The sequence below is a fragment of the Streptomyces sp. NPDC111520 genome (assembly GCF_055635295.1).
In genome coordinates this window covers 311,444-332,574 of sequence record NZ_JBVKBW010000005.1, presented here as the reverse complement: position 1 = coordinate 332,574, position 21,131 = coordinate 311,444, and the positions used below count along the sequence as shown (strand labels likewise).

19 protein-coding genes are annotated in these 21,131 nt (G+C 73.5%); 5 read left to right on the top strand and 14 right to left on the bottom strand.

Annotation, left to right across the window (positions count from 1 at the left end):
- Positions 1-21: 21 nt before the first annotated feature.
- From ACZ7MY_RS13810 to ACZ7MY_RS13785, 6 genes are all read right to left on the bottom strand, one after another.
- Complete coding sequence (locus ACZ7MY_RS13810) at positions 22-645, bottom strand: LysE family translocator (RefSeq protein WP_499601693.1); 624 nt, start codon at positions 643-645, stop codon at positions 22-24.
- Positions 639-2,723 carry a spermine/spermidine synthase domain-containing protein gene (locus tag ACZ7MY_RS13805; RefSeq protein WP_499601691.1) on the bottom strand — a complete coding sequence of 695 codons (2,085 nt, stop codon included), beginning with the start codon at positions 2,721-2,723 and terminating at the stop codon, positions 639-641. Before ACZ7MY_RS13805 ends, ACZ7MY_RS13810 begins: the two co-directional genes overlap by 7 nt.
- A gap of 98 nt (positions 2,724-2,821) precedes the next feature.
- Positions 2,822-3,229, bottom strand: a complete 408-nt coding sequence (msrB, locus tag ACZ7MY_RS13800; protein ID WP_499601690.1) for a peptide-methionine (R)-S-oxide reductase MsrB — start codon at positions 3,227-3,229, stop codon at positions 2,822-2,824.
- Between the two features lie 13 nt (positions 3,230-3,242).
- Positions 3,243-4,634, bottom strand: a complete 1,392-nt coding sequence (murC, locus tag ACZ7MY_RS13795; protein WP_499601689.1) for a UDP-N-acetylmuramate--L-alanine ligase — start codon at positions 4,632-4,634, stop codon at positions 3,243-3,245.
- Between the two features lie 79 nt (positions 4,635-4,713).
- Positions 4,714-5,187 carry an indole-3-glycerol phosphate synthase gene (locus ACZ7MY_RS13790; RefSeq protein WP_499601687.1) on the bottom strand — a complete coding sequence of 158 codons (474 nt, stop codon included), beginning with the start codon at positions 5,185-5,187 and terminating at the stop codon, positions 4,714-4,716.
- Between the two features lie 193 nt (positions 5,188-5,380).
- Positions 5,381-6,139 carry a pyrimidine reductase family protein gene (locus tag ACZ7MY_RS13785; RefSeq protein WP_499601686.1) on the bottom strand — a complete coding sequence of 253 codons (759 nt, stop codon included), beginning with the start codon at positions 6,137-6,139 and terminating at the stop codon, positions 5,381-5,383.
- 146 nt (positions 6,140-6,285) lie between these two features.
- Here ACZ7MY_RS13785 and zapE point away from each other — a divergent pair, with 146 nt between their 5' ends.
- The 3 genes from zapE to ACZ7MY_RS13770 all read left to right on the top strand — a co-directional run bounded on the left by zapE (position 6,286) and on the right by ACZ7MY_RS13770 (position 9,796).
- The gene (zapE, locus tag ACZ7MY_RS13780) at positions 6,286-7,332 is read left to right on the top strand and encodes a cell division protein ZapE (RefSeq protein WP_499601685.1); all 1,047 of its coding nucleotides are present in this window, start codon (positions 6,286-6,288) and stop codon (positions 7,330-7,332) included.
- 143 nt (positions 7,333-7,475) lie between these two features.
- Positions 7,476-8,855, top strand: coding sequence for an alkaline phosphatase PhoX (locus tag ACZ7MY_RS13775; RefSeq protein ID WP_499601684.1), 1,380 nt, complete (start codon positions 7,476-7,478; stop codon positions 8,853-8,855).
- 65 nt (positions 8,856-8,920) lie between these two features.
- On the top strand, positions 8,921-9,796 hold the full coding sequence (locus ACZ7MY_RS13770; protein WP_499601683.1) for a PPK2 family polyphosphate kinase: 876 nt from the start codon (positions 8,921-8,923) through the stop codon (positions 9,794-9,796).
- A 19-nt stretch (positions 9,797-9,815) separates the two neighbouring features.
- Here the strand turns inward: ACZ7MY_RS13770 and ACZ7MY_RS13765 are convergent, their stop codons facing one another.
- The 3 genes from ACZ7MY_RS13765 to ACZ7MY_RS13755 are packed head-to-tail and all read right to left on the bottom strand — an operon-like array spanning position 9,816 to position 12,661.
- Positions 9,816-9,953, bottom strand: coding sequence for a hypothetical protein (locus ACZ7MY_RS13765; RefSeq protein ID WP_499602017.1), 138 nt, complete (start codon positions 9,951-9,953; stop codon positions 9,816-9,818).
- A 13-nt stretch (positions 9,954-9,966) separates the two neighbouring features.
- A complete protein-coding gene (gene treZ, locus ACZ7MY_RS13760; RefSeq protein ID WP_499601681.1) occupies positions 9,967-11,724 on the bottom strand; it encodes a malto-oligosyltrehalose trehalohydrolase in 1,758 nt (585 codons plus the stop codon).
- Between the two features lie 28 nt (positions 11,725-11,752).
- Complete coding sequence (locus tag ACZ7MY_RS13755; protein WP_499601679.1) at positions 11,753-12,661, bottom strand: GNAT family N-acetyltransferase; 909 nt, start codon at positions 12,659-12,661, stop codon at positions 11,753-11,755.
- Positions 12,662-12,897: 236 nt separating this feature from the next.
- On the opposite strand from ACZ7MY_RS13755, the gene ACZ7MY_RS13750 reads away from it, so the two are divergent.
- On the top strand, positions 12,898-13,452 hold the full coding sequence (locus ACZ7MY_RS13750; protein WP_499601678.1) for an FHA domain-containing protein: 555 nt from the start codon (positions 12,898-12,900) through the stop codon (positions 13,450-13,452).
- Positions 13,453-13,470: 18 nt separating this feature from the next.
- Here ACZ7MY_RS13750 and ACZ7MY_RS13745 read toward each other — a convergent pair whose 3' ends face one another.
- From ACZ7MY_RS13745 to glgX, 5 genes are all read right to left on the bottom strand, one after another.
- Positions 13,471-14,007, bottom strand: a complete 537-nt coding sequence (locus ACZ7MY_RS13745; protein ID WP_499601676.1) for a hypothetical protein — start codon at positions 14,005-14,007, stop codon at positions 13,471-13,473.
- 44 nt (positions 14,008-14,051) lie between these two features.
- A complete protein-coding gene (locus ACZ7MY_RS13740) occupies positions 14,052-14,534 on the bottom strand; it encodes a VOC family protein (protein ID WP_499601675.1) in 483 nt (160 codons plus the stop codon).
- Positions 14,535-14,678: 144 nt separating this feature from the next.
- Positions 14,679-15,344 (bottom strand): hypothetical protein, encoded by a 666-nt coding sequence (locus tag ACZ7MY_RS13735; RefSeq protein WP_499601674.1) that lies wholly within the window; start codon positions 15,342-15,344, stop codon positions 14,679-14,681.
- A gap of 128 nt (positions 15,345-15,472) precedes the next feature.
- Positions 15,473-17,869 (bottom strand): malto-oligosyltrehalose synthase, encoded by a 2,397-nt coding sequence (gene treY, locus ACZ7MY_RS13730; protein ID WP_499601673.1) that lies wholly within the window; start codon positions 17,867-17,869, stop codon positions 15,473-15,475.
- Positions 17,870-17,920: 51 nt separating this feature from the next.
- On the bottom strand, positions 17,921-20,041 hold the full coding sequence (gene glgX, locus ACZ7MY_RS13725; RefSeq protein WP_499601672.1) for a glycogen debranching protein GlgX: 2,121 nt from the start codon (positions 20,039-20,041) through the stop codon (positions 17,921-17,923).
- Positions 20,042-20,383: 342 nt separating this feature from the next.
- Between glgX and ACZ7MY_RS13720 the strand changes: the two genes are divergently transcribed.
- Positions 20,384-21,115, top strand: a complete 732-nt coding sequence (locus ACZ7MY_RS13720; RefSeq protein WP_499601670.1) for a Tat pathway signal sequence domain protein — start codon at positions 20,384-20,386, stop codon at positions 21,113-21,115.
- Positions 21,116-21,131 lie beyond the last annotated feature (16 nt).

Sequence of the window (21,131 nt, the reverse complement as noted above, 5' to 3'; positions counted from 1 at the left end):
GGACGGCCCGGCGGGGCGGGTTCAGCCCTCCAGCGCCATCCGGATGCCGAGCGCCACGAGCACACCGCCGGACACCGCCTCCAGGCGGCGGCGCACCGCGGCGCGGCTGAACACCGACCGCAGACGGTCGACGAACCAGACGTACGCCCCGTAGTAGCCGACCTCGTAGACCGCCCACAGCGCCGCGAGCCCGGCCATGGTGGGCAGCTGGGGCGCGCCGGCCGGCACGAACTGCGGCAGGAACGACATCGCGAAGACCGCCGCCTTGGGGTTGGCCAGGTTCATCCCCAGCCCCGCGCGGTAGGCCGCCCACGGGGTCACCGTCGCATCCTCGTCCGCCGCGGCCCGTTCGGGGTCCGGGCCGCGGCGGGCGGCACGCAGCGCCTGGACGCCGAACCAGATCAGGACGGCGGCGCCGACGATCCGTACGACGTCGTAGGCGAGCTGCGAGGCCGCGAGGAGCGCGGTGAGCCCGGCGGCGGCGCACAGGCCCCAGACGAACACACCGGTCTCGTTGCCGAGGACGGTCGCGAAGCCGGCACGGCGGCTGCGCAGGGAGTGCCTGATGATCAGCACCGTGCTCGGCCCGGGAGCCGCGGCGACCAGGGTGCACGCACCGATGAAGGGCAGGAGGACGTTCAGCATCCCGTCATGGTGCTGCGGCGGGCCCCTCGCGCACCAGCCGGTTTCCGGGCGCGGGTCACGTCCTGCCCGCCCTTTTCCGTGCCGTCCGCGCCGTCCCCCGGGCCACCGCCGCCGTACAGCCGCATCGCGACGCAGGCCCCGGCGTACAGCACCGCCACCAGGATCAGCAGCGCCCGGTAGCCGGTGAGCAGCGCCAGGTACTCCAGGGTGCCGCCGGTCAGCGCGCCCAGGAGGTTGGCGCCGAAGGCGGAGGTCGGGTCCGGCGCCTGCGCGAGGCGGTCGGAGAAGATCAGGTTGGCGCAGAAGATCGGCGCGAAGGCGAGGGCGACGGCCGCCGCCAGCCGCGCCGCGAAGGGCAGCGACAGCACGGCCTGCGCGGGGACGAGCCAGCCGACGGCGAGCGTGACGAAGAGCAGGACCTGCAGCGCCGTCTGGTTGAGCCGGCGCATCCGGCGCCGCACCTCGACGGCGGCCAGCACCGCCAGCAGCACCCCGATGAAGACCAGCGCGTTCACCAGCCAGGTGGTGCCGAAATACAGCGCGAAGCCGATGACGTTCTTCGTCTCCAGCAGCATGAAGGCCGCGCCCATCAGGAACATGTCCGTGTAGCGCAGCGTCCCGCGCAGCCGCACCCCGGCCAGCCGCACCGAGATCACGGTGACCAGCAGGATCAGGCCGAGCGCGCCGAGGTACAGGCTCGGCACGGTGCGGTTGAGGAGGTACGGGAAGGGGTGGTCGTCGTCCGCGGGCGGCGGCACCGCTCCGGAGGCCCGCCAGACCGTCCCGCAGGTCTGGTCCGCCGGCGTCAGCCCGGCCACCAGGACCGCGGCGCGCTTGCTGTACTCCGTCATGCACGGCGCGTGGCCGAAGACCTGGTCCAGGCTCCCGGCGAAACGGTCGATCAGCCACTGCTGCCGGTAGTAGTTGTACATGGCGAACGCGCCGCCGGGCGCGAGGTGGTCGCGCGCGGACTCAAAAGCCTGCTTGGTGAAGAGGTAGCTCTCCAGCCGCAGGTTGCTCGCCCCCGACACCAGCGTCAGCGAGTCCGGCAGAGCGAGCACGATCAGGTCGTACCGCGTGTCCGTCCGCTCCAGGAAGGCCCGCCCGTCGTTGATGTGGACGTGCACCCGCGGGTTCTCGTACGGCTTCGCGGGGTGCAGCTTCGCCCCGATCTCCTGCAGCCGCGGGTCGATCTCGACGGCGTCCACGTGCTGCGCCCCGTTGGCGAGCGCCACGGCGACGTCGTTGCCGTTGCCCGCCCCGATCACTAGCACCTTGCGGTGCGGGTTGTCCGGGGTCTCCCGGTAGGCCTGCTCGTACGGCGAGTTGGGCTGCTGCAGCACCTTCAGCGGCGCGATGCTCTGGTGCGGCACGCCGTTCGCTGCGATCTTGTACGTCCGTGAACTGGTGCCCGGCTCGGGGCGGGTCAGCTCGATCTTGTAGTACGGCGACCACGACACCCCCGGCGCCAGCGACTCGAAGAGCAGCGTCATCACCATCGCCGCCAGCGGCAGCGCGTAGCGCAGGACGTTGCGCCGGCCGCCGAGCACCAGCAGCGCCGCCGCGGCGATCAGTCCCCACACCAGGGAGGGCGCGCGCAGCCACGACAGCCCCGCGAAGGCCACCGAACCGGTCAACGAGCCGAGCAGGTCCCAGCGGTACGCCTCCAGCGAGGGCAGTTGCCGGAACAGGTCGGCGGTGATCTTCCCGATCGCCGTCATGGCGAGGGCCACCAGCAGGAAGAGCACCGGCAGCGTCACCCACTGCGGCAGGCCGGTGGTCCTCACGGCGGTGAAGTAGATGATGTCGCCGCTGCTCTGCCGTACCTGGACGGGGAACTCCCGCACCAGCACGACGAGTACGGCCAGCGGCAGCGGCGCCCACCGCTTGAGCCACTGACCGCGTTCCGCGGCGATCAGGAAGCCCAGCCCGATCCCCAGGAACGAGCCGAGCAGGATGAAGTTGGAGAAGTAGCTCAGATGGACGACGTTCGCGCCCGCCCACCGGATCAGCGCCAGTTCGACGAAGAGCATGGTGGCGCTGGCCAGCAGCAATCTGGCCCGTACGTGGTGTTCCATGCCCGGTCACGTTGCCACCCGGTGGGCGGGGAGTCGACGGACGCGCCCCGTGGAGCGCGTGAGCCCCACGCGGGGGGCCTAGCCGTCGGATTTCGTGATCAGTCCCCCACGGGGGCCAGTCGCAGGGAGATCGAGTTGATGCAGTAGCGCTGGTCCGTCGGGGTGTCGTAGCCCTCGCCCTCGAAGACGTGGCCCAGGTGCGAGCCGCAGCGGGAGCAGCGGACCTCGGTGCGGACCATGCCCATCGAGCGGTCCTGGATCAGCTCGACGGCCTTGCTGTCCTTCGGGTCGAAGAAGGACGGCCAGCCGCAGTGCGACTCGAACTTGGTGTCCGAGGTGAACAGTTCGGCGCCGCAGGCCCGGCAGGAGTAGACGCCCTGGGTCTTGGTGTCGGTGTACTCACCCACGAAGGGACGCTCCGTGCCCGCCTGGCGCAGGACCGCGTACTCCTGCGGCGTCAGCTCCTCACGCCACTGCTCCTCGGACTTGTCGACTTCGTACGCCATGGTCTCCCTCTCCTCAGTTCTCCAGGCGGGCGAGGATGCGCGGACCGAGATCGGTCACGTCTCCCGCGCCCATGGTGAGAACAAGGTCACCGGGCCCGGCCATTCCGGCGACGACCTCGGGGACCGCGTCCTTGTCGTGCTCCGCGGCGACGTCGGCGCCCGCGGCGGCGGCCGCGTCGACGATCAGACCGCTGGTGACGCCCGGGATGGGGTCCTCGCGGGCCGGGTAGATGTCCAGCACCACGGAGGCGTCGGCCAGCGCCAGGGCCTGGCCCATCTCCAGGCCCAGCTCCTGGGTGCGGCTGAACAGGTGCGGCTGGAAGACCACGACGATGCGCCGATCGCCCGCCGCCTCCCGCAGGGCCTGCAGGTCGGCGGTCATCTCGGTGGGGTGGTGCGCGTAGGAGTCGATGACCTGCACGCCCCCGGCGGTGCCCTTCAGCTGCAGCCGGCGCTTCACCCCGGTGTACGTGCCGAGCGCCTTGGCCAGGCCCTCCACCGGGACGCCCAGCGCGACGCCGGCGGCGAGGGCCGCGACCGCGTTGTGGGCGTAGTGGCGGCCGGGCACGGAGACGGTGAAGGTGTGCTCCTCGCCGCCGAGGCGGACGGTGACGTCGCCGGCCATGCCGTGCGGGGTGACCCGCAGGATCCGCACGTCGGCCTCCTCGTCCTCGCCGACGCGCACGACGTCCAGTCCGTCGCGGCCCGCCACCCGGGCGGCCAGCTCCCGCGCCCCGGAGTGCTCGCCGACGACCAGGGTGCCGCCCGGCACGATCTTGCCGACGAAGACCTCGAACGACTCGTGGACCTCCTCCACCGACGCGTAGTTCGCGTGGTGGTCGAGCTCCACGTTCAGCACGATCGCGACCTCGGGGTCGTACTTCTGGAAGCTGCGGTCGCTCTCGTCCGCCTCCGCCACGAAGATCTCACCGGTGCCGTGGTGGGCGTTGGAGCCGGGCGCGTCCAGGTCGCCGCCGATGGCGTACGACGGGTCCAGGCCCAGTGCGGACAGGCTCACCGCGAGCATGGAAGTGGTGGTGGTCTTGCCGTGCGTGCCGGCCACCGCGATCGGGCGCGAGCCCCCCATCAGCGCCGCCAGCGCGTCCGAGCGGTGCACCACCGGGATGCCGCGGCCACGGGCCGCGGCCAGCTCCGGGTTGTCGTCCCGGATGGCGCTGGAGACGACCACGCAGGTCGCCTCCGGAGCGAGGTGGGCCGCGGAGTGACCGATGTGGACGGTCGCGCCCAGCTCGCGCAGCGCCTCCGCCGTCTCCGAGTCCTTCGCGTCGCTGCCCGCGACGGCCGCGCCGCGCTGGGTCAGGATCTTCGCGATGCCCGACATCCCGGCCCCGCCGATCCCGATGAAGTGCGGTCGGTCCATGCCGGGGGGAAGGGTGGGGCTCATGCGCGGTGCTCCCTGGAACTCACGGGGTCGGTTGTCGGCCGTCCCCGATTCTTCCACCAGTCGGGGACACGGCGTCCGCTCAGTCCTCCGCGTTGTGGGCGAAGAGCTTCAGCACCGGTACGCCGACCCTGTGCCGGGCCCGGGACGTCCAGTCGCGGTGGAAGAACTCCTCCACCAGGTGCGGGGCGGTCAGGACGATCACCTCGTCGGCGTGGGTCTGCTCGACCACCGACCGCATCAGCTCGATCGGGTGCCGTTCGACCACCTCGCCCACCGCCTCGCAGCCCGCCTCGCGCAGCGCGGTCAGGCTGTGGTTCAGCGCCCGCTCGGCCGGCAGCAGCGCCTGGTCGCCCTCCGGGCGGTCCCGCTCGTGGACGGCCTTGTCCAGTTCACCCAGCGCGACGTCGTCGATGGCCCGCAGCAGCCGGTCCTGGTCGCCGCGGGGCTGCATGAGGACGACGAAGGAGACGGGCTCGTCACCATGGAGCGTGGTGACCAGTTCCACGTCGGCGGGGACGAGCGGCTGCTCGATCATGAGTACGGTCGTGAACACGGACGCGTCCTTCTCTCTCGCGGGCCGTCGGGCCAGCCACGGAAACCATCCTGCCCCGTCGGGGCGCGGGGCACGCGGGGTCATCTGTTCCCGCGCCGCGGCACGCGGACGTCCACGGGCGGGCGGTCGGCGCCATCCGGGTGAGGCCGGTGGCGCGGGGCGGCGGCGGCCGGTCCCGGTCGTGCCGGGGCGGTCAGCCGCGTACGTAGCGGGTGAACAGGAAGCCGTCCTCCTCCAGGATCGACAGCGGGGCGTAACGGACGGGGTCGGCGATGCCGGGGCCGTTCATGATGCGCATGGCGTCGCCGGCGGTCAGCAGCGGCGCGACCGTCAGGCACAGCTCGTCGACCACCCCTGCCGCGGCGAACTGGGCGAGCAGCCGCGGTCCGCCCTCCGTCACCATCCGGCGCAGCCCGAGGGCGGCCAGCTCGCGCACCACGCGCGCCGGCTCCACGCCCGTGCCCCGGCCGGCCCGGACGACCCGCGCCCCGGCCTTCTCGGCCGCCGCGACCCGGTCGGCCGGGGCCTCCTCGCCGGTCAGCAGCAGGGTCGGCACCAGTGGCTCGGTGAACAGGGGCAGCGAGAAGTCCAGGTCGAGCCGGGCGCTGACCACGGCGATCGTGGCGGCCGGGCCCTGCCCCGCCGCGGCGCGGCGCTCCGCGAAGGCCTCCCGGGCCCTCGCCGGGCGGTAGCCCTCCTGCCGCACGGTCTCCGCGCCGACGACGACGACGTCGGCCAGGGCCCGCAGCACCCCGAAGACCCGCATGTCGGCGTCGGAGGACAGCGGCTGGGAGCGGCCGTCGTGCCGGGCCGCGCCGTCGAGCGAGGACACCATGTTCGCCCGCAGCCAGGGCGCGTCACCGGCGGACTCCGGGTACGCGTAGGCGTCCGCCAGCGCCTCCGGGCCGTCCAGGGTCTCGGCGGGTGCGGGGGCGGGGAAGAGGCGGCGCATGGCTGCAGTCTTCCACGCCCCCCGCGCAGTGGTGTCGCCCACACGGCGGCGAGGGGACCTCCGGCGAGGCACTAGGCTGGAGTGCTGTGTCCTCGTCCTTCGCCGCCGCGCAAGAATCCAGCCCGATACCCGGCGGGACGCCGCCCGTGTCGCTGAGCGGACGCGAGCCGCGTGTCCCCGTGGACCGGCTGGTGGCGGAGATGGTGCCCCCGCCACGCTTCGACTCCGTCCGGTTCGACAACTACCTCCCGGACCCCGAGCAGCCGAGCCAGTCCGAGGCCGTCGCCACGCTGCGGGCCTTCGCGGAGGGGCTGGCCGCCCCCGAGGGCGGCGGACGCAAGCGCTGGTTCCGGCGCCGGGCCGCGGCAGCCGCCCCGGCCGGCCCCGGCGGGGTCTACCTCGACGGCGGCTACGGCGTGGGCAAGACCCATCTGCTCGCCTCGCTGTGGCACGCCACGCCCGCGCCGCGCGAGCAGAAGGCCTTCGGCACCTTCGTGGAGCTGACCAACCTCGTCGGCGCCCTCGGCTTCCAGCAGGCCGTGCAGGCGCTCAGCGGGCACCGGCTGGTCTGCATCGACGAATTCGAACTCGACGACCCCGGCGACACCGTGCTGGTCTCCACGCTGCTGGGCAAACTCGCCGACGCCGGGGTGAAGCTGGCCGCGACCTCCAACACCCTGCCCGGGAAGCTCGGCGAGGGCCGGTTCGCGGCCGCCGACTTCATGCGCGAGATCCAGGGCCTGTCCGCCCGCTTCCGTTCGTTGCGCATCGACGGCGAGGACTTCCGCCACCGCGGCCTCCCCGAGGCCCCGGCACCGTACGGCGACGACGAGGTCACCGCCGCCGCGGGACGCACCCCCGGCGCCTCCCTGGACGACTTCGGCGCCCTCCTGGCGCACCTCGCCCGGGTCCACCCCAGCCGCTACGGCGCGCTCTGCGACGGCGTCGAGGGGGTCTTCCTGCGTGGCGTCCGCCCGGTGGAGGACCAGGCCACCGCGCTGCGCCTGGTCGTCCTGGCCGACCGGCTCTACGACCGCGAGGTCCCCGTGATGGCCTCCGGCGAGCCCTTCGACCGCATCTTCGGCGAGGAGATGCTCGCCGGCGGCTACCGCAAGAAGTACTTCCGGGCGATCTCCCGCCTCACCGCCCTCGCCCGCGACGCCGGACGCCTCGCCGCCCCGCACGGTTCCTGAACCGCGGCCCCGGCCGCGCCCCGGGGGACCGCGCAGCCCCCTGACCGGGCGGCCGGGGGCCGAGACGCCGTGTTCCCCCGCGTCCGGAGCCGTGCTAGACACACTCGGGTCAATCGCCTGTCCGCCAGCAGGGAGAGTGACCCATGTCCGTGACCAGACGTCAGATCATCGCCAGGACCAGCGCGTTGGGCGCCGGAATCGCCTTCTCCGGAAGCGTCCCGGAGGTGTTCGCCGGTACGGCGTTCGCCGCGGGAGCCGGGGGGTACGGCCCCCTCGTGCCCGATCCCGACGGCCTCCTCGACCTTCCCCGCGGATTCCGCTACCGCGTGCTGTCCCGCCAGGGCGACGCGCTGAGCTCCGGCGAGGGACCGGTGCCCGGGAACTTCGACGGCATGGCCGCGTTCCCCGCCCGCCGCGGAGACGGGGTGCGCCTCGTCCGCAACCACGAGAACCGCGCCACCGCCACCGCCCCCGTCCCCCTGGTCGACGGGCTGGTCTACGACCCCGCGGCCAAGGGCGGCTGCACCGTCCTCGCGCTCGACCGGGGCGGCGCGGTCACCTCGGAACGGGTGGCCATCGCCGGCACCGCAGTGAACTGCTCGGGCGGACCGACCCCGTGGCGTACCTGGCTGACCTGCGAGGAGAACGAGGACAAGGCCGGCACCGGCGGCTACGCCAAGGACCACGGCTTCATCTTCGAGGTGGACCCCCACGACCCCCGGAGCACGGGCGCCGAGCCGCTGACGGCCATGGGCCGCTTCCAGCACGAGGCCGTCGCCGTCGACCCCCGCGACGGCACCGTGTACGAGACGGAGGACGCCTTCCAGGCGCCATTCGGCATGTTCTACCGCTTCCACCCGCGCAAACCCCTGGGCGGCCGCGGCTCCCTGCGGGCCGGCGGCACCCTGGAGGCCATGCGTGTGCCGGGGGTGCCCGACCTGTCGGCGGTGCAGGAGACCGGTGCCTGCTTCGACGGGATCGAATGGGCGCGCGTGCCCGATCCCCTGGCGAAGCAGACCCCGCTGCGGCAGCAGGACTTCGGTCCCCGCGGGATCACGCACGCCCAGAAGCTGGAGGGCTGCTACTGGGGCGGCACCAGCGTCTACTTCGTCTCCAGCTTCGCGCGTGCCGCCGAGGGCTCGGCGGCCACCCACTTCGGCCAGGTCTGGCGCTACGACCCGGCCAGGCGGCGGCTGACCCTCGTCGTGGTCTTCGGGCCCGCGACCGACGTACAGCTGCCGGGCGAGTCCCCGGACAACATCGCCCTCGCCCCGCAGGGCGGCCTGATGGTCTGCGAGGACGGCGAGGGCGCCCAGCACGTCTACGGCGTCTCCCGGCGCGGCGAGGTGTACGCGATGGCGCGCGGCCGCCAGAACATCGGCACCGCCGACGCCCCCGAATGGGGCGAGTTCGCCGGCGTCACCTTCGCGCCGGACGGCCGGACCATGTACGTGAACTGCTACAACCCCGGGACCACCTTCGCCGTCACGGGCCCCTGGGGCCGCGCTGGCGGCCACGGCTGATCCGTCGCACCATCGGACCAACCACCCAGGCGCCCGCGCGGGCCGTCGTCACGGAGGGAGGCGCGGTGACGAGGAACAGCCCGAAGTCCGGATCCGGCAGCACGGCAGGGCTGCGCGCGAAGCTGCGCGTCCCGTCGGGAGGACCCGTGCGGCTGCGGTCGGTCGACCCGCGCGCGACGCCGGGCGGCCCCGCTCACAAGGCCGAGGCCCTGGCGGGCGTGCCGTACGCAAGGGACCGGATCACGGCGCTGCAGGAGCGGCTCTTCGCGCAGAGCACGGCGGGCGACCCGCGTTCCGTCCTGGTCGTCCTCCAGGGCCTGGACACCTCGGGCAAGGGCGGCTCGGTGCGGCACCTGGCGAGCCTGCTCGACCCCGCGGGGTGCCGCATCACCGCCTTCAAGGCCCCGACCGCGGAGGAGAAGGCGCACCACTTCCTCCGGCGCATCGAACGGGCCCTGCCCGGCCCCGGGCGGATAGGCGTCTTCGACCGCTCCCACTACGAGGACGTCCTCGTCCCCCGGGTCCGCGGCGGGGCGCCGCGCTCGATGTGGGAGGAGCGCTGCGAGACCATCAACTCCTTCGAGGCCTCGCTCGCCGACGACGGCGTCAGCGTCGTCAAGGTCTTCCTGCACATCAGCCGCGACGAGCAGCGCACCCGTCTGCTGGCCCGGCTGGACAACCCCTGCAAGCACTGGAAGTTCGGCCCCGCCGACCTGGAGGACCGGGCCAGGTGGGGCTCCTTCCAGCAGGCGTACGAGGACGTGCTCGGCCGCTGCTCCACGGAGGCCGCGCCCTGGTACGTCGTCCCCGCGGACCGCAAGTGGTACCGGAACTGGGCCGTCGGGCGGCTGCTGATGGAGCACCTCGACCTGATCGACCCGGTGTGCCCGCCGGCCTCCTTCGACGTCGAGGCCGCCCGCAAGCAGCTGCTGGAGGACTGACCCGGTGCCGCCCGGCGGCTCAGCCGCTGCAGGCGGTGCGCTGGGCCTCGTGCCAGGCGCAGACCGGGCAGAGGGTCGCACCCGGCTGCGAGTCGGGGTGCTCGGTCGGCTCGCCGCAGTGGACGCAGATCGCGCGGGGTTCCTCGTCGGTCGTCACCCGGACAGGGTAATCAGCGCTCACGGAGCACGGCGACCGAGTGCCCGGGCAGGTGGAGGCACCCGGTGGCGGTGGGCGGAGGGCAGGGACGCCAGGCGGCGACCTGGACGTACCCCGGCGGGTCGGCGCGGCCCGGGTGGTGGAGGGGGACCAGCGCCTCGTCGCCGGAGAGGTTGACGGCGATCCGGAAGCGCCCGCGGTCCAGCCGCAGGGTGTGCTCGCCCACGGTGACGTGGACGGCGTCCAGGGCCGGGTCGGTCAGTTCGGGCTCGGCGTGGCGCAGCGCGATCAGCCGCCGGTACCAGGCGAGCAGCTCCGCGTGCGGCTCCCGGGCCGGTTCGGACCAGTCCAGGCAGGAGCGCAGCCGGGTCGCCGGGTCCTGGGGGTCGGGGATGTCCTCGGCCTTCCAGCCGTGCTCGGCGAACTCGCGGCGGCGGCCGCGCGTGATGGCGGCCGCGAGCTCGGGGTCGTCGTGGTCGGTGAAGAACTGCCAGGGCGTGCGGGCCCCCCACTCCTCGCCCATGAAGAGCATCGGCGTGTACGGGGAGGTGAGCACGAGCGCGGCGGCCGCGGCGAGCAGCCCCGCAGGGACGCTCGCGCCGAGGCGGTCGCCGGTGGCCCGGTTGCCGACCTGGTCGTGGGTCTGGGTGTACGCCAGGAAACGGTGGCCCGGGGTGCCCGTCAGGTCCACGGGGCGGCCGTGGGCCCGGCCGCGGAAGCTCGAGTGGGTGCCGTCGTGGAAGAAGACCCGGCGCAGCGCCTTGGCCACGGCGGCCACCGGGGCGACGGCGAAGTCCGCGTAGTAGGCCTGGGACTCGCCGGTGACGGCGGCGTGCAGGGCGTGGTGGAAGTCGTCGTTCCACTGGGCGTGCACGCCCAGGCCCCCCGCCTCGCGCGGGTCGGTGGTGCGCGGGTCGTTGCGGTCGGACTCGGCGATCAGGAAGAGCGGCCGGCCCACCGCCGCGGCCAGCGCGTCGACGGCGGTGGACAGCTCCTCGAGCAGGTGCACCGCACGGGTGTCGACGAGGGCGTGGACGGCGTCGAGCCGCAGCCCGTCGAGGCGGTAGTCGCGCAGCCACGCCAGGGCGCTGCCGACCAGGAAGGCGCGCACCTCGTCCGAGCCGGGGGCGTCGAGGTTGACGGCGTCGCCCCACGGGGTGTGGTGGCGGTCGGTGAAGTACGGGCCGTAGGCAGGCAGGTGGTTGCCCGAGGGCCCGAGGTGGTTGTGGACGACGTCCAGCACCACCCCGAGGCCCTGCCCGTGCGCGGCGTCCACGAAGCGCTTCAGCCCGTCGGGGCCTCCGTAGGGCTCGTGCACCGCCCACAGCGACACCCCCTCGTACCCCCAGCCGTGCGTGCCGGGGAACGGGCAGAGCGGCATCAGTTCGATGTGCGTGATGCCCAACCCGGCCAGGTACGGCAGGTGTTCGACCGCCGCGTCGAAGGTGCCGGCGGTGGTGAAGGTGCCGACGTGCAGCTCGTACAGGACCGCGCCCGGCAGCGGGCGGCCCGCCCACTCGTGGGTCCAGGCGAACCGCCCGTGGTCGACGACCGCGCTCGGGCCCTCGGGTCCTTCGGGCTGGCGGCGGGAGCGGGGGTCGGGCCGCGGCGGGCCCCCGTCCAGCGCGAAGGAGTAGCGCGCACCGTGCCCGGCGGGCACGTCCGCGTACCACCAGCCCTGGCGTTCGGGGTCGCGCTCCATGTCGTGAGCCCGGCCGTCGACCCGTACCTCCACCTCACCGGCGTCCGGTGCCCACACGTCGAAGCGCATGGGCACCATGCTGCCCGCCGTCCGGGGGTCACACCAGGTTGACGCGCTCCTGGGAGACCGGATAACCCGCCTTGGCGAAGTGCGCCGCCATGGGCGCGTTGGTCTGGTCGGTGGCGGCGGCGATCTTCTCCGCGCCGTGACCGACCAGGTCGTGCGTGCACTCGACCAGCAGGTCGTAGGCGTAGCCGTGGCCGCGGTGCTCCGGCAGGACGCCGATGAAGCCGACGCAGAACGCGCCCGGATTGCGCCCCGGCACCTGGATGCCGGCGAGGTCGCCCTGCGGGGTGTACGCCAGGCGCCACCATTCGCGGGGCGACTGGAGCCAGTTGAGGAACTCCAGTTCCTCGCGGGCCGCCGCGTCCGGGCCGTGCAGCCGCACCGTGCGGCGGGTGTGCGCGTCGAGGCTGCCGACCCCGATGCGCCTCAGCACGTCCAGGATCACGCCGTCGTCCGGCTCCGGCCGGTACTCCAGGCGTCCGGTGCGCTCCGGCAGCCCGCACTCGGGCGTCCAGGTGTAGCGGTAGCGCTCGACGACCATTTCCATGCCGGAGACGATCGCCGCGTCGATGCGGGTCTGGGCGGCCTCGCGCACCTCGCGCCGGTCCCGCCAGCCAGGCGGTACCAGCAGTTCGTACTCGGCCTTCAGCGGTGCCGTGCGCAGCAGCCGTACGGCCGCGTCGGCGTCGGTGAAGTCGAACCAGTCCAGGGCGATGGGCTTGTCGTCGGTGGGGGCCGCCCACCACGCCGCGCGGGCGACCACGGTGCCGTCGCGCAGGGCCACCCAGGTCCAGTCGGGGCGGTACTCGCCGCCCTCGTCGGTCATGGCGTAGGTGTGGCCCAGCAGGGAACGGCCGACCAGGCCGTCGTCCTCGAGGGCAAGGGAGTGGAACAGGTGGGATTCGCCCGCGGCGAGCGGGCGGAAGACCAGATCGGTCATGAAGGTGAAGTCCTCACGGGAGAGTGGTGCGCTCCCGGTCAGACGGAGTACGCCCTGCGGATCTCGGGGCGGGAGCGCGGAACGCTGAACAGGCACATGGCTTCCGCCTCCTTCCTCGGTCAAGGGCGTGCGCCCACCGTAGTCGGGCCGCCCCGGCGGCGTCCACGCAATTAAGCGCGGCCCCCAGGGCCGCACCTTCTGGACACCCCGGCCTCCCCGGCCCGACAATCACGCAGGTGAGCTACGAGTTCCCGACGCACCCGCCGCGTCCCACCGACGCCGAACGCGAGCGTGCCATCGAGGTGCTCCGCGAGGGCGCCGTCGACGGACGGCTCTCCCACGACACGTTCGTGCGCCGCATGGGACTCGCCCTCAAGGCCCGCCACGCCGACGAGTTGGCCGCCCTCATCGCCGACCTGCCGCCGGAGCAGGGCCGTTGGGCCCGGCTGACCGGCTCGATCGTCCGCGCCGTCACCAAGACCTCGGCCTTCCGGGCCCGCATGCGGCTCGCCTGGGCCGTCCAGCAGCTGCCGCCCCTGCTGCTGCCCGCCCCCGGGCCCTTCCCGGTGCGGATCGGCCGGGACCTGTCGTGCACCTTCCGGCTCAGCCACTCCTCGACCTCGCGCTTCCACGCGGAGCTCAGCCACGAGGGCGGTCTGTGGGTGCTGCGCGACCTCGGCTCGATGAACGGCACCTGGGTCAACGGCCACCGCGTCATGGGCGCGGCCGCCGTCCGCCCCGGCGACCAGGTCACCTTCGGGGCGATGAGCTTCCGTCTCACCACCGCCTGAGCCCGGGCCGGGCCCGGCTCAGGGCCCGAACATCGGCTCGTACGCCCCGTGGTCGGCGTCGTCCACGTACGGCAGGAAGTCCGGCGCCGTGCGGGCCGCGGTCGCCAGCAGCCGGGCGACGACCTCCTCGACCGGAGGGGGCGTCAGGCCGAGGGCGGCGGCCACCTCTTCGCGTCGGCGGTCCAGGTCGGGGTGGTCCTCGCGCACCTCGGCCTCCAGTTCCTCCAGGGGGAGGCCTGAGTCCACGTCCCGCCACCACATCGGGCAGGACACGATCAGCTCGACCGCCTCCGCCAGGTCCGCGCCGATCAGCGCCGCCTGCCCCTCGGAGTCCGCGTACACCACGGGCCGCTCGGCGTCACCGGGTTCCCCGCACAGGTAGAACGTGCCGCCGGCGCCGTCGCCGGCTATCGGGCGCATCGCGAGGCCCGAGGGCAGGCGCACGTCCTCGACCGGGTCGCGGCGGGTGATGTCGAAGTCACCGGGCCAGGCGAGGTGCTGTGCCGCGACCGGGTCGTTCTCGATGCGGGCGAGCAGGGCTTCCGAGGCGTCCATGGCAGGACGTTAACAGCGGGGTCCGACAGTCCGGCCCGCGTCGCTCAGGCGGTGCGGGACCGGAGCACCGGCTCGCGGCCGCCGGCCAGGCGGAGCACCTGCCCGCGGCAGGGCGGCGGTCCCTCGTCGACGGTGGCGAAGCGCAGCTCGTGGCCGTCCGGGTCGCGCAACTGCGGCAGCAGCCAGCCGCGGGTGGTGCGGACGACGGCGCCGTGCGGCTCGCCGAGGGCGTCCAGCCGGGCCGCCAGCGCCTCCAGGGCGGGGAGGTCGGGGACGCCGAGGGAGAACCACGCGAAGCCCGCGGAGGCGGCCGCGAGGGCGGGGTCGTGGCGCAGGCACAGCACGGGTCCGCCGCCGGGGTGGGCCATGGCGACGCCGGCGAAGGCGCCGCCCTCCGTGAACTCCGCGATCCGGTGGTGCCCGAGGACCCGCTCGTACCACGCCTCCGACCGGGCCGGATCGCTGACGGGCAGCGTCACGTGGTGCACTCCGGCGAGACGCGGGATGAAGGGAATATCGGTATACATGCCGCATACCGTACAGTGTGCCCGGTCGTGCGGCTCCGGCGCAGGGGCGGCGTGCCGCACGGTGGTTGACGGACCGTCAGGGGATGTGGCCGATGGGTCAGGCCGTGGTCCCGGGGTCGACCGGCACGTCGTAGGCCGGGGTGGTCAGCGAGTGCAGGGGCGAGTCCAGCTTCTCCGGCGCAGGATGTACGTCCCCGGCGCCAGGTCGGGAATCGGCTGATACCGGCCGGTGGACCAGGGCTCGGTGCCGGCCCAGTAGCCGGACCCCAGGCTGTTCTTGAGGACCCAGCCGCCCGGCAGCACGACGGCCGGGTACACCGGTCCGAGCGCGTCCGGGGTGATGGTGAAGGACGGCCCGGTGTGGGCGTCCGGGCCGGGCGCCCCGGGCAGGGTGAACGAGAAGTGCCGCGCGTTGAAGGGCGCGCCCGCGGTCAGCGGGGCGCAGCCCTCGGCGACGACGGGACCGTCGGCGACGCCGAGCTGCAGCGGGTCGGTGAAGGTGCCGCTGCCGGGCAGGGCGCCGCAGCTCGTCGTCCGCGGTCCGCCGCCGGACGCCGGCGTTCCCGTCGCGCCGCCGGGCGGATCGCCGCCGTCCCAGGGGGCGGCGGCCGGTGTGGCGTCCACGGTCACCGCCGTCCCGGACGGCTCCGCGGCGGCCGGGGACGGCGGGCTGCTCTCCGGGACGGAGGGGAGCTGTCCACGGCGGTCGCCGAGGCAACCGCGGACGGTGATCCCGCGGCCGCCGTACGGACGGGCGCGGACCCGCCGCAGCCGCTCACCGGCAGCACGGCGGCGAGCGCCGGGGCACACCTGCGCAGCATGGACGTCCCTCCCCCCGCGCCGCCGGGAGGGTCCCCGGCGACGCTCAACGGGCGGGACATTACCGGCTTTCACCCCGTATCCCCCCGTACCGGATTTCTCCTCCGCCCACCGGGGCCTCATTCGTCCACGTCGCGCACCAGCAGACCCACCGGCAGCCGGTCCAGCAGCTCCGCCAGCGGCACCACCGCCTGGAACGGGCGGCCCGTCAGCACCTCCGTCCAGACCCCCGCCGGCAGCACCAGTTCCGTGCCGCGCCACCCGCCGGTGTCCGCGAGCCGCCGGGACAGCCGGGTGACGACCGTCAGCGCCCGTCCGCCGCGGACGAAGGCCACGCAGTGCTCCCCGGCCGGACCGCGCGCGTACAGCGGCTCGTACGAGCCCTCCGGGCCGGTGAACCACTGCGGGCGGGCCCGGCGCAGCCGCAGCGCGAACTCCGTCACCCGCCGCTTCTCGCTCACCTCGCCGCCGGCCGTGCCCGGGTCGTACGGACGGCGGTTGGCGGGGTCGACGAGGAGCAACTGCCGTTCCTCCTCGCCCTGGTAGAGGTCGGGCACGCCAGGCATGGTCAGGTGCGCCAGGTGCGCGCCGAGCACGTTGACGCGTTCCGGCCCGCGCAGCGCCCGGTCGATGCGCTCGGTGGCGAAGACGGCGGGCCCGCCGACGAGTTCGCGGACGAAGCCGGTCATGTCCCGCTCGTACTCCGGCCGCTGGTCGGTCCACGAGGTGCGCAGGCCCGCCTCGCGTTCCGACTTGAGCATGGTGTCGGCCACGAGCCCGGCCGCTCCGGCGTCGCAGAAGACCGCCGCGTACTGCCAGGCCTGGTACTCCACATGACGCTCGGGCAGCGGGATCCCGCGGTGCTCCAGGTACTCCCGCAGGTCCGCCGAGGCCTCGCCGAGCCAGTCCGCCCACTCGCCGGGTAGCTCGCTCAGCGCGGCCAGCCGGGCGCGCACGTCGCCGCCGCGCTTGGTGTCGTGGGTGGAGCGCACGGTCCCGGTCAGCGGCCAGTCGCGCCGCAGCCGCTCGCAGAAGGCGTGGAACTCCTCGGGCGAGGTGGCGGGACGGTCCGGCTCGCGGCCGACCTCGTTGAGGCAGAGCAGCGGGTGGTAGCGGTAGAACGCGGTGTCCTCGGCGGACTTGGCGCGCAGCGCGGAGGAGACCTGGGCGAAGCGCACCGCGAAGTCCGCCGCGGCCTCCCCGCCGCCCTTGTGCCGGCCCAGGGCCAGGTCGCACACCGCGCCGGCCGCCGGGAGCCCGGTGGCGCCGGCCGCGGCCTCCAGCAGTGCGGTGTCCTCCGCGTCCGCCGGCTCGCCGGGGACGACGTACGGGCGGTAGCGCGGCAGCCGGACCAGCGTCGCCTCGACGGCCTCGCGCAGCGCCGTGTGCTCCAGCCCGGTGGCGCGGACGGCGGAGCGGGTCAGCCGGTCCACCTCGGCGGCCAGGTCGTGCATGACGATGCGTTCGGCGGCGGCCCGTACGGTCGGCTGCCACTCGCCGCCCGCGTCGGCGGGAGCGGCGGTGAACGCGCGGTAGCCGCGGACGATCTCCTCGACGCCCACGGGGTCGGTGAACAGCCCGTCGAGCCGGTCCAGGGCGTCGTAGCCGGTCGTTCCGGCGCAGGCCCAGCCGGCCGGCAGCCGCTCGTCGCCGGTGAGGATCTTCTCCACGACCGTCCAGCGGCCGCCCGAGGCGTCCGCGAGCCGCCGCAGGTAGCCGGCCGGGTCGGCGAGGCCGTCGGGGTGGTCGATGCGCAGGCCGTCGGCGACGCCCTCGTCGAGCAGGCGCAGCAAGGTGGCGTGCGTGGCGGCGAAGACCTCGTCGTCCTCGACACGGACCGCGATGAGCTCGGAGATGGTGAAGAAGCGCCGGTAGTTCAGTTCGGTACGGGCCTGCCGCCACCAGGCGAGCCGGTACCACTGGGCGTCGACCAGCGCGCGCAGCGGCAGTTCCTCGGTGCCGGGGCGCAGCGGGAACGCGTGGTCGTGGTAGCGCAGCACGCGCTCCCCGGCGGCCCGGTCGCGTTCGACGCGCAGGTCGGGCAGCACCTCCTCCAGCGGGCCGCCCAGCACCGGCAGCAGCAGCCGGTCGCCCTGCGCCGCCCAGTCGACGTCGAACCAGCGTGCGTACGGGGAGTCCGGCCCGTCCCGCAGCACCTCCCACAGCGGCCGGGCCAGGTGCTCGGGCGCGGGCACGGCCATGTGGTTGGGCACCACGTCCAGCACGAGCCCGAGGCCGTGCGCGCGGGCGGTGCGCGCCAGGGCGCGCAGCCCCTTCTCGCCGCCGAGCTCCTCGCGGACCCGGGTGTGGTCGACGACGTCGTAGCCGTGCGTGGAGCCGGGCACGGCCTGCAGGACGGGAGAGAGGTGCAGGTGGGAGACGCCGAGCGCCGCCAGATGGGGGACGACGGCCTCGGCCGCGGCGAAGGGGAAGTCGGGCTGGAGCTGGAGCCGGTAGGTGGCGCTCGGTACGGAGGGGACGACAGCGGTCGGCGGGCTCGCGGCGCTTTCTGTCATGGAGGACTGACTACCCCGCCGACCGGTAGGCCCATCACATCGGACGGGCGGTTACGCCGGGCGCTGCAGGACCACCATGCTCCGGTCGGCCAGCCGCAGCCGGTCGCCCTGGGTCACCTTGCGCCCCGAGCCGGGGGGCACGCCCTCCGGCCGCTGGGTGTCCACGACCACCTGCCACTCCTTGCCGTGGTTCACCGGGACGACGAAGTCCAGCGGCTCGTACCAGGCGTTGAACATCAGCAGGAAGGAGTCGTCGCCGATCCGCTCCCCGCGGTCGCCGGGCTCGGAGATCGCACTGCCGTTGAGGAAGACCACCAGGGCGTTGGCCTGCGCCTCCTGCCAGTCGTCCTGGGCCATCTCCTCACCCTCAGGGGTGAACCAGGCGATGTCCGAGAGGTCGTCGTGCGTCCCCTCGACCGGCCGGCCGTGGAAGAAGCGGCGGCGCCGGAAGACGGGGTGGTCGCGGCGGAGCCACACCATCTGGCGGGTGAACTCGTGCAGCCGCTCGGTGTCCGCGTCGCCCTCCTTGGGCCACGGCACCCAGGCCAGTTCGTTGTCCTGGCAGTAGGCGTTGTTGTTGCCCTGCTGGGTGCGGCCGAACTCGTCGCCGTGGGCGAGCATCGGCACGCCCTGGGAGAGCATCAGGGTGGCGATGAAGTTGCGCATCTGGCGCTCGCGCAGGGCGAGCACCTCCTCGTCCTCGGTATCGCCCTCGGCGCCGCAGTTCCACGAGCGGTTGTGGCTCTCGCCGTCCCGGTTGTTCTCGCCGTTCGCCTCGTTGTGCTTGTCGTTGTACGACACCAGGTCCCGCAGGGTGAACCCGTCGTGGCACGTCACGAAGTTGATGGAGGCGAGCGGCCGGCGGCCGTCGTCCTGGTAGAGGTCGGAGGAGCCGGTCAGCCGGGAGCCGAACTCGGCCAGCGTGGCCGGCTCGCCGCGCCACAGGTCGCGCACGGTGTCGCGGAACTTGCCGTTCCACTCCGTCCACAGCGGAGGGAAGTTGCCCACCTGGTAGCCGCCCTCACCGACGTCCCAGGGCTCCGCGATCAGCTTCACCTGGCTGACCACCGGGTCCTGCTGCACCAGGTCGAAGAACGAGGACAGCCGGTCCACCTCGTGGAACTGCCGCGCCAGGGTCGCCGCGAGGTCGAAGCGGAAGCCGTCGACGTGCATCTCGGTGACCCAGTAGCGCAGCGAGTCCATGATCATCTGCAGCACGTGGGGGCTGCGCATCAGCAGCGAGTTCCCCGTGCCGGTGGTGTCCGTGTAGTAGCGCGGGTCGTCGGCCAGCCGGTAGTACGAGGCGTTGTCGATGCCCCGGAAGCACAGCGTCGGCCCCAGGTGGCTGCCCTCGGCCGTGTGGTTGTACACCACGTCGAGGATGACCTCGATGCCCGCCCGGTGCAGTTCGCGCACCGCCGTCTTGAACTCCAGCACCTGCTGGCCGCGGTCGCCCATCGAGGCGTAGGCGTTGTGCGGGGCGAAGAAGCCGATCGTGTTGTAGCCCCAGTAGTTGCGCATCCCCGCGTCCACCAGCCGGTGGTCGTGGACGAACTGGTGGACCGGCATCAGTTCCAGCGTCGTGACGCCCAGCTCCGTCAGGTGCGAGATCACCGCGGGGTGGGCGAGCGCCGCATAGGTGCCGCGGATCTCCTCCGGCAGCTCCGGGTGGAGCATCGTCAGGCCCCTGACGTGCGCCTCGTAGATGACGGTGCGGTGGTAGTCGATGCGGGGGCTGCGGTCCTCCGCCCAGTCGAAGTACGGGTTCACCACCACCGACGTCATGGTGTGCGGCGCCGAGTCCAGGTCGTTGCGGGACTCCGGCTCCCCGAAGCGGTAGCCGTACACCGCCTCGTCCCAGTCGATCGTCCCGCTTATCGCCTTCGTGTACGGGTCCAGCAGCAGCTTCGCGGAGTTGCAGCGGTGGCCCCTGGTGGGTTCGTGGGGGCCGTGGACCCGGAAGCCGTAGCGCTGACCGGGCATGATGCCCGGCACGTAGGCGTGGCGCACGAAGGCGTCCGCCTCGCGCAGCTCGACGGCGGTCTCCGAGCCGTCGTCGTGCAGCAGACACAACTCGATCCGGTCCGCGGCCTCGGAGAAGACCGCGAAATTGGTGCCGGCGCCGTCGTACGTGGCGCCGAGGGGATATGCCTGACCCGGCCAGACCTGCATGTCGTCGACTCTTCCACTTCTCCGCCGGGTGCCGGTAGGCCGCACCCCGGCCACATCGGTGCCGAAAGGGCATCCTCACGCAAACGGGCCCCTGCGGGCGTGGAATCGCCAAGATCTTCCCCGTTACGGGTGGCCCAATTCCCCTGCCTGCCGCAAGAATCCACCGCCCCGGGGCAACCTGTGCCGTTGAGGTTCCGTCGATAAGAGTGACCATACGACACAGGGGAGACCTACGTGACAGATCAGGGGGAAAGCCGTTCCTTACCGCGTAAGGGACGGTTCGGGCGCGGTCTCAGGCGCGCCCTGTGGGGCGGCGGCACCGCCGTCGCCGCCACCGTCGTGATGATCGGCATCACCCTGCCGCGCGACGCCTCAGGTGACGACCACTCCACGACGGGCGGCCCGGCCGCCGCGCCGGGAGCGCCGGGGCGGCAGGACGCGGGCAGCGGTGGGACGACGGAGGACGAGGCGCCCACCGGCGCGCGGCAGAGCGGTCGCGGGCCCCTGACCAAGGCCGAGGTCGACCGCGCGAAGTCCATAGCCCTGCGCCGCGACGCGCTGCGCAGCGCCGAGGACGTGGCGGGCGGCCGCGGCCCGGAGTACCTCGACACCGACCTCGCCGAACCGGCCGACGCCACGGGGGCGCGGACCGAAGGGGCCCGCCGGGTCGAGGTGCTCTTCTACGACTACGGGCACGACCGGCTCGTGAAGAGGACCGTCGACCTCACCGCCGGCACCGTCGAGCGCACCGACACCGCCACCGGCCTGCAGCCGCCGCCGTCGCCGGACGAGACCCGGCAGGCGGCGGCACTGCTCATCGGTGACGCCCTCGGTGCGGGGCTCCGCGCCGACTTCACGGCCGCCACCAAGGGCCGGGAACTCACCTCGCCCGGCCAGCTGCGGCTGCGCGGCATCTCGTTCAACACCGCTGAGCAGTCCGCCCCCGCCGGTCTGGCCAAGTGCGGTCGTCACCGGTGCGTACGGCTGTTCACACAGGTGAAGGGCGGGCCGTGGATCGACACGACCCAACTCGTCGTCGACCTCAGCGACCGCACCGTCGGCCGGATCCACTAAGAGCGGAGACCCAGAC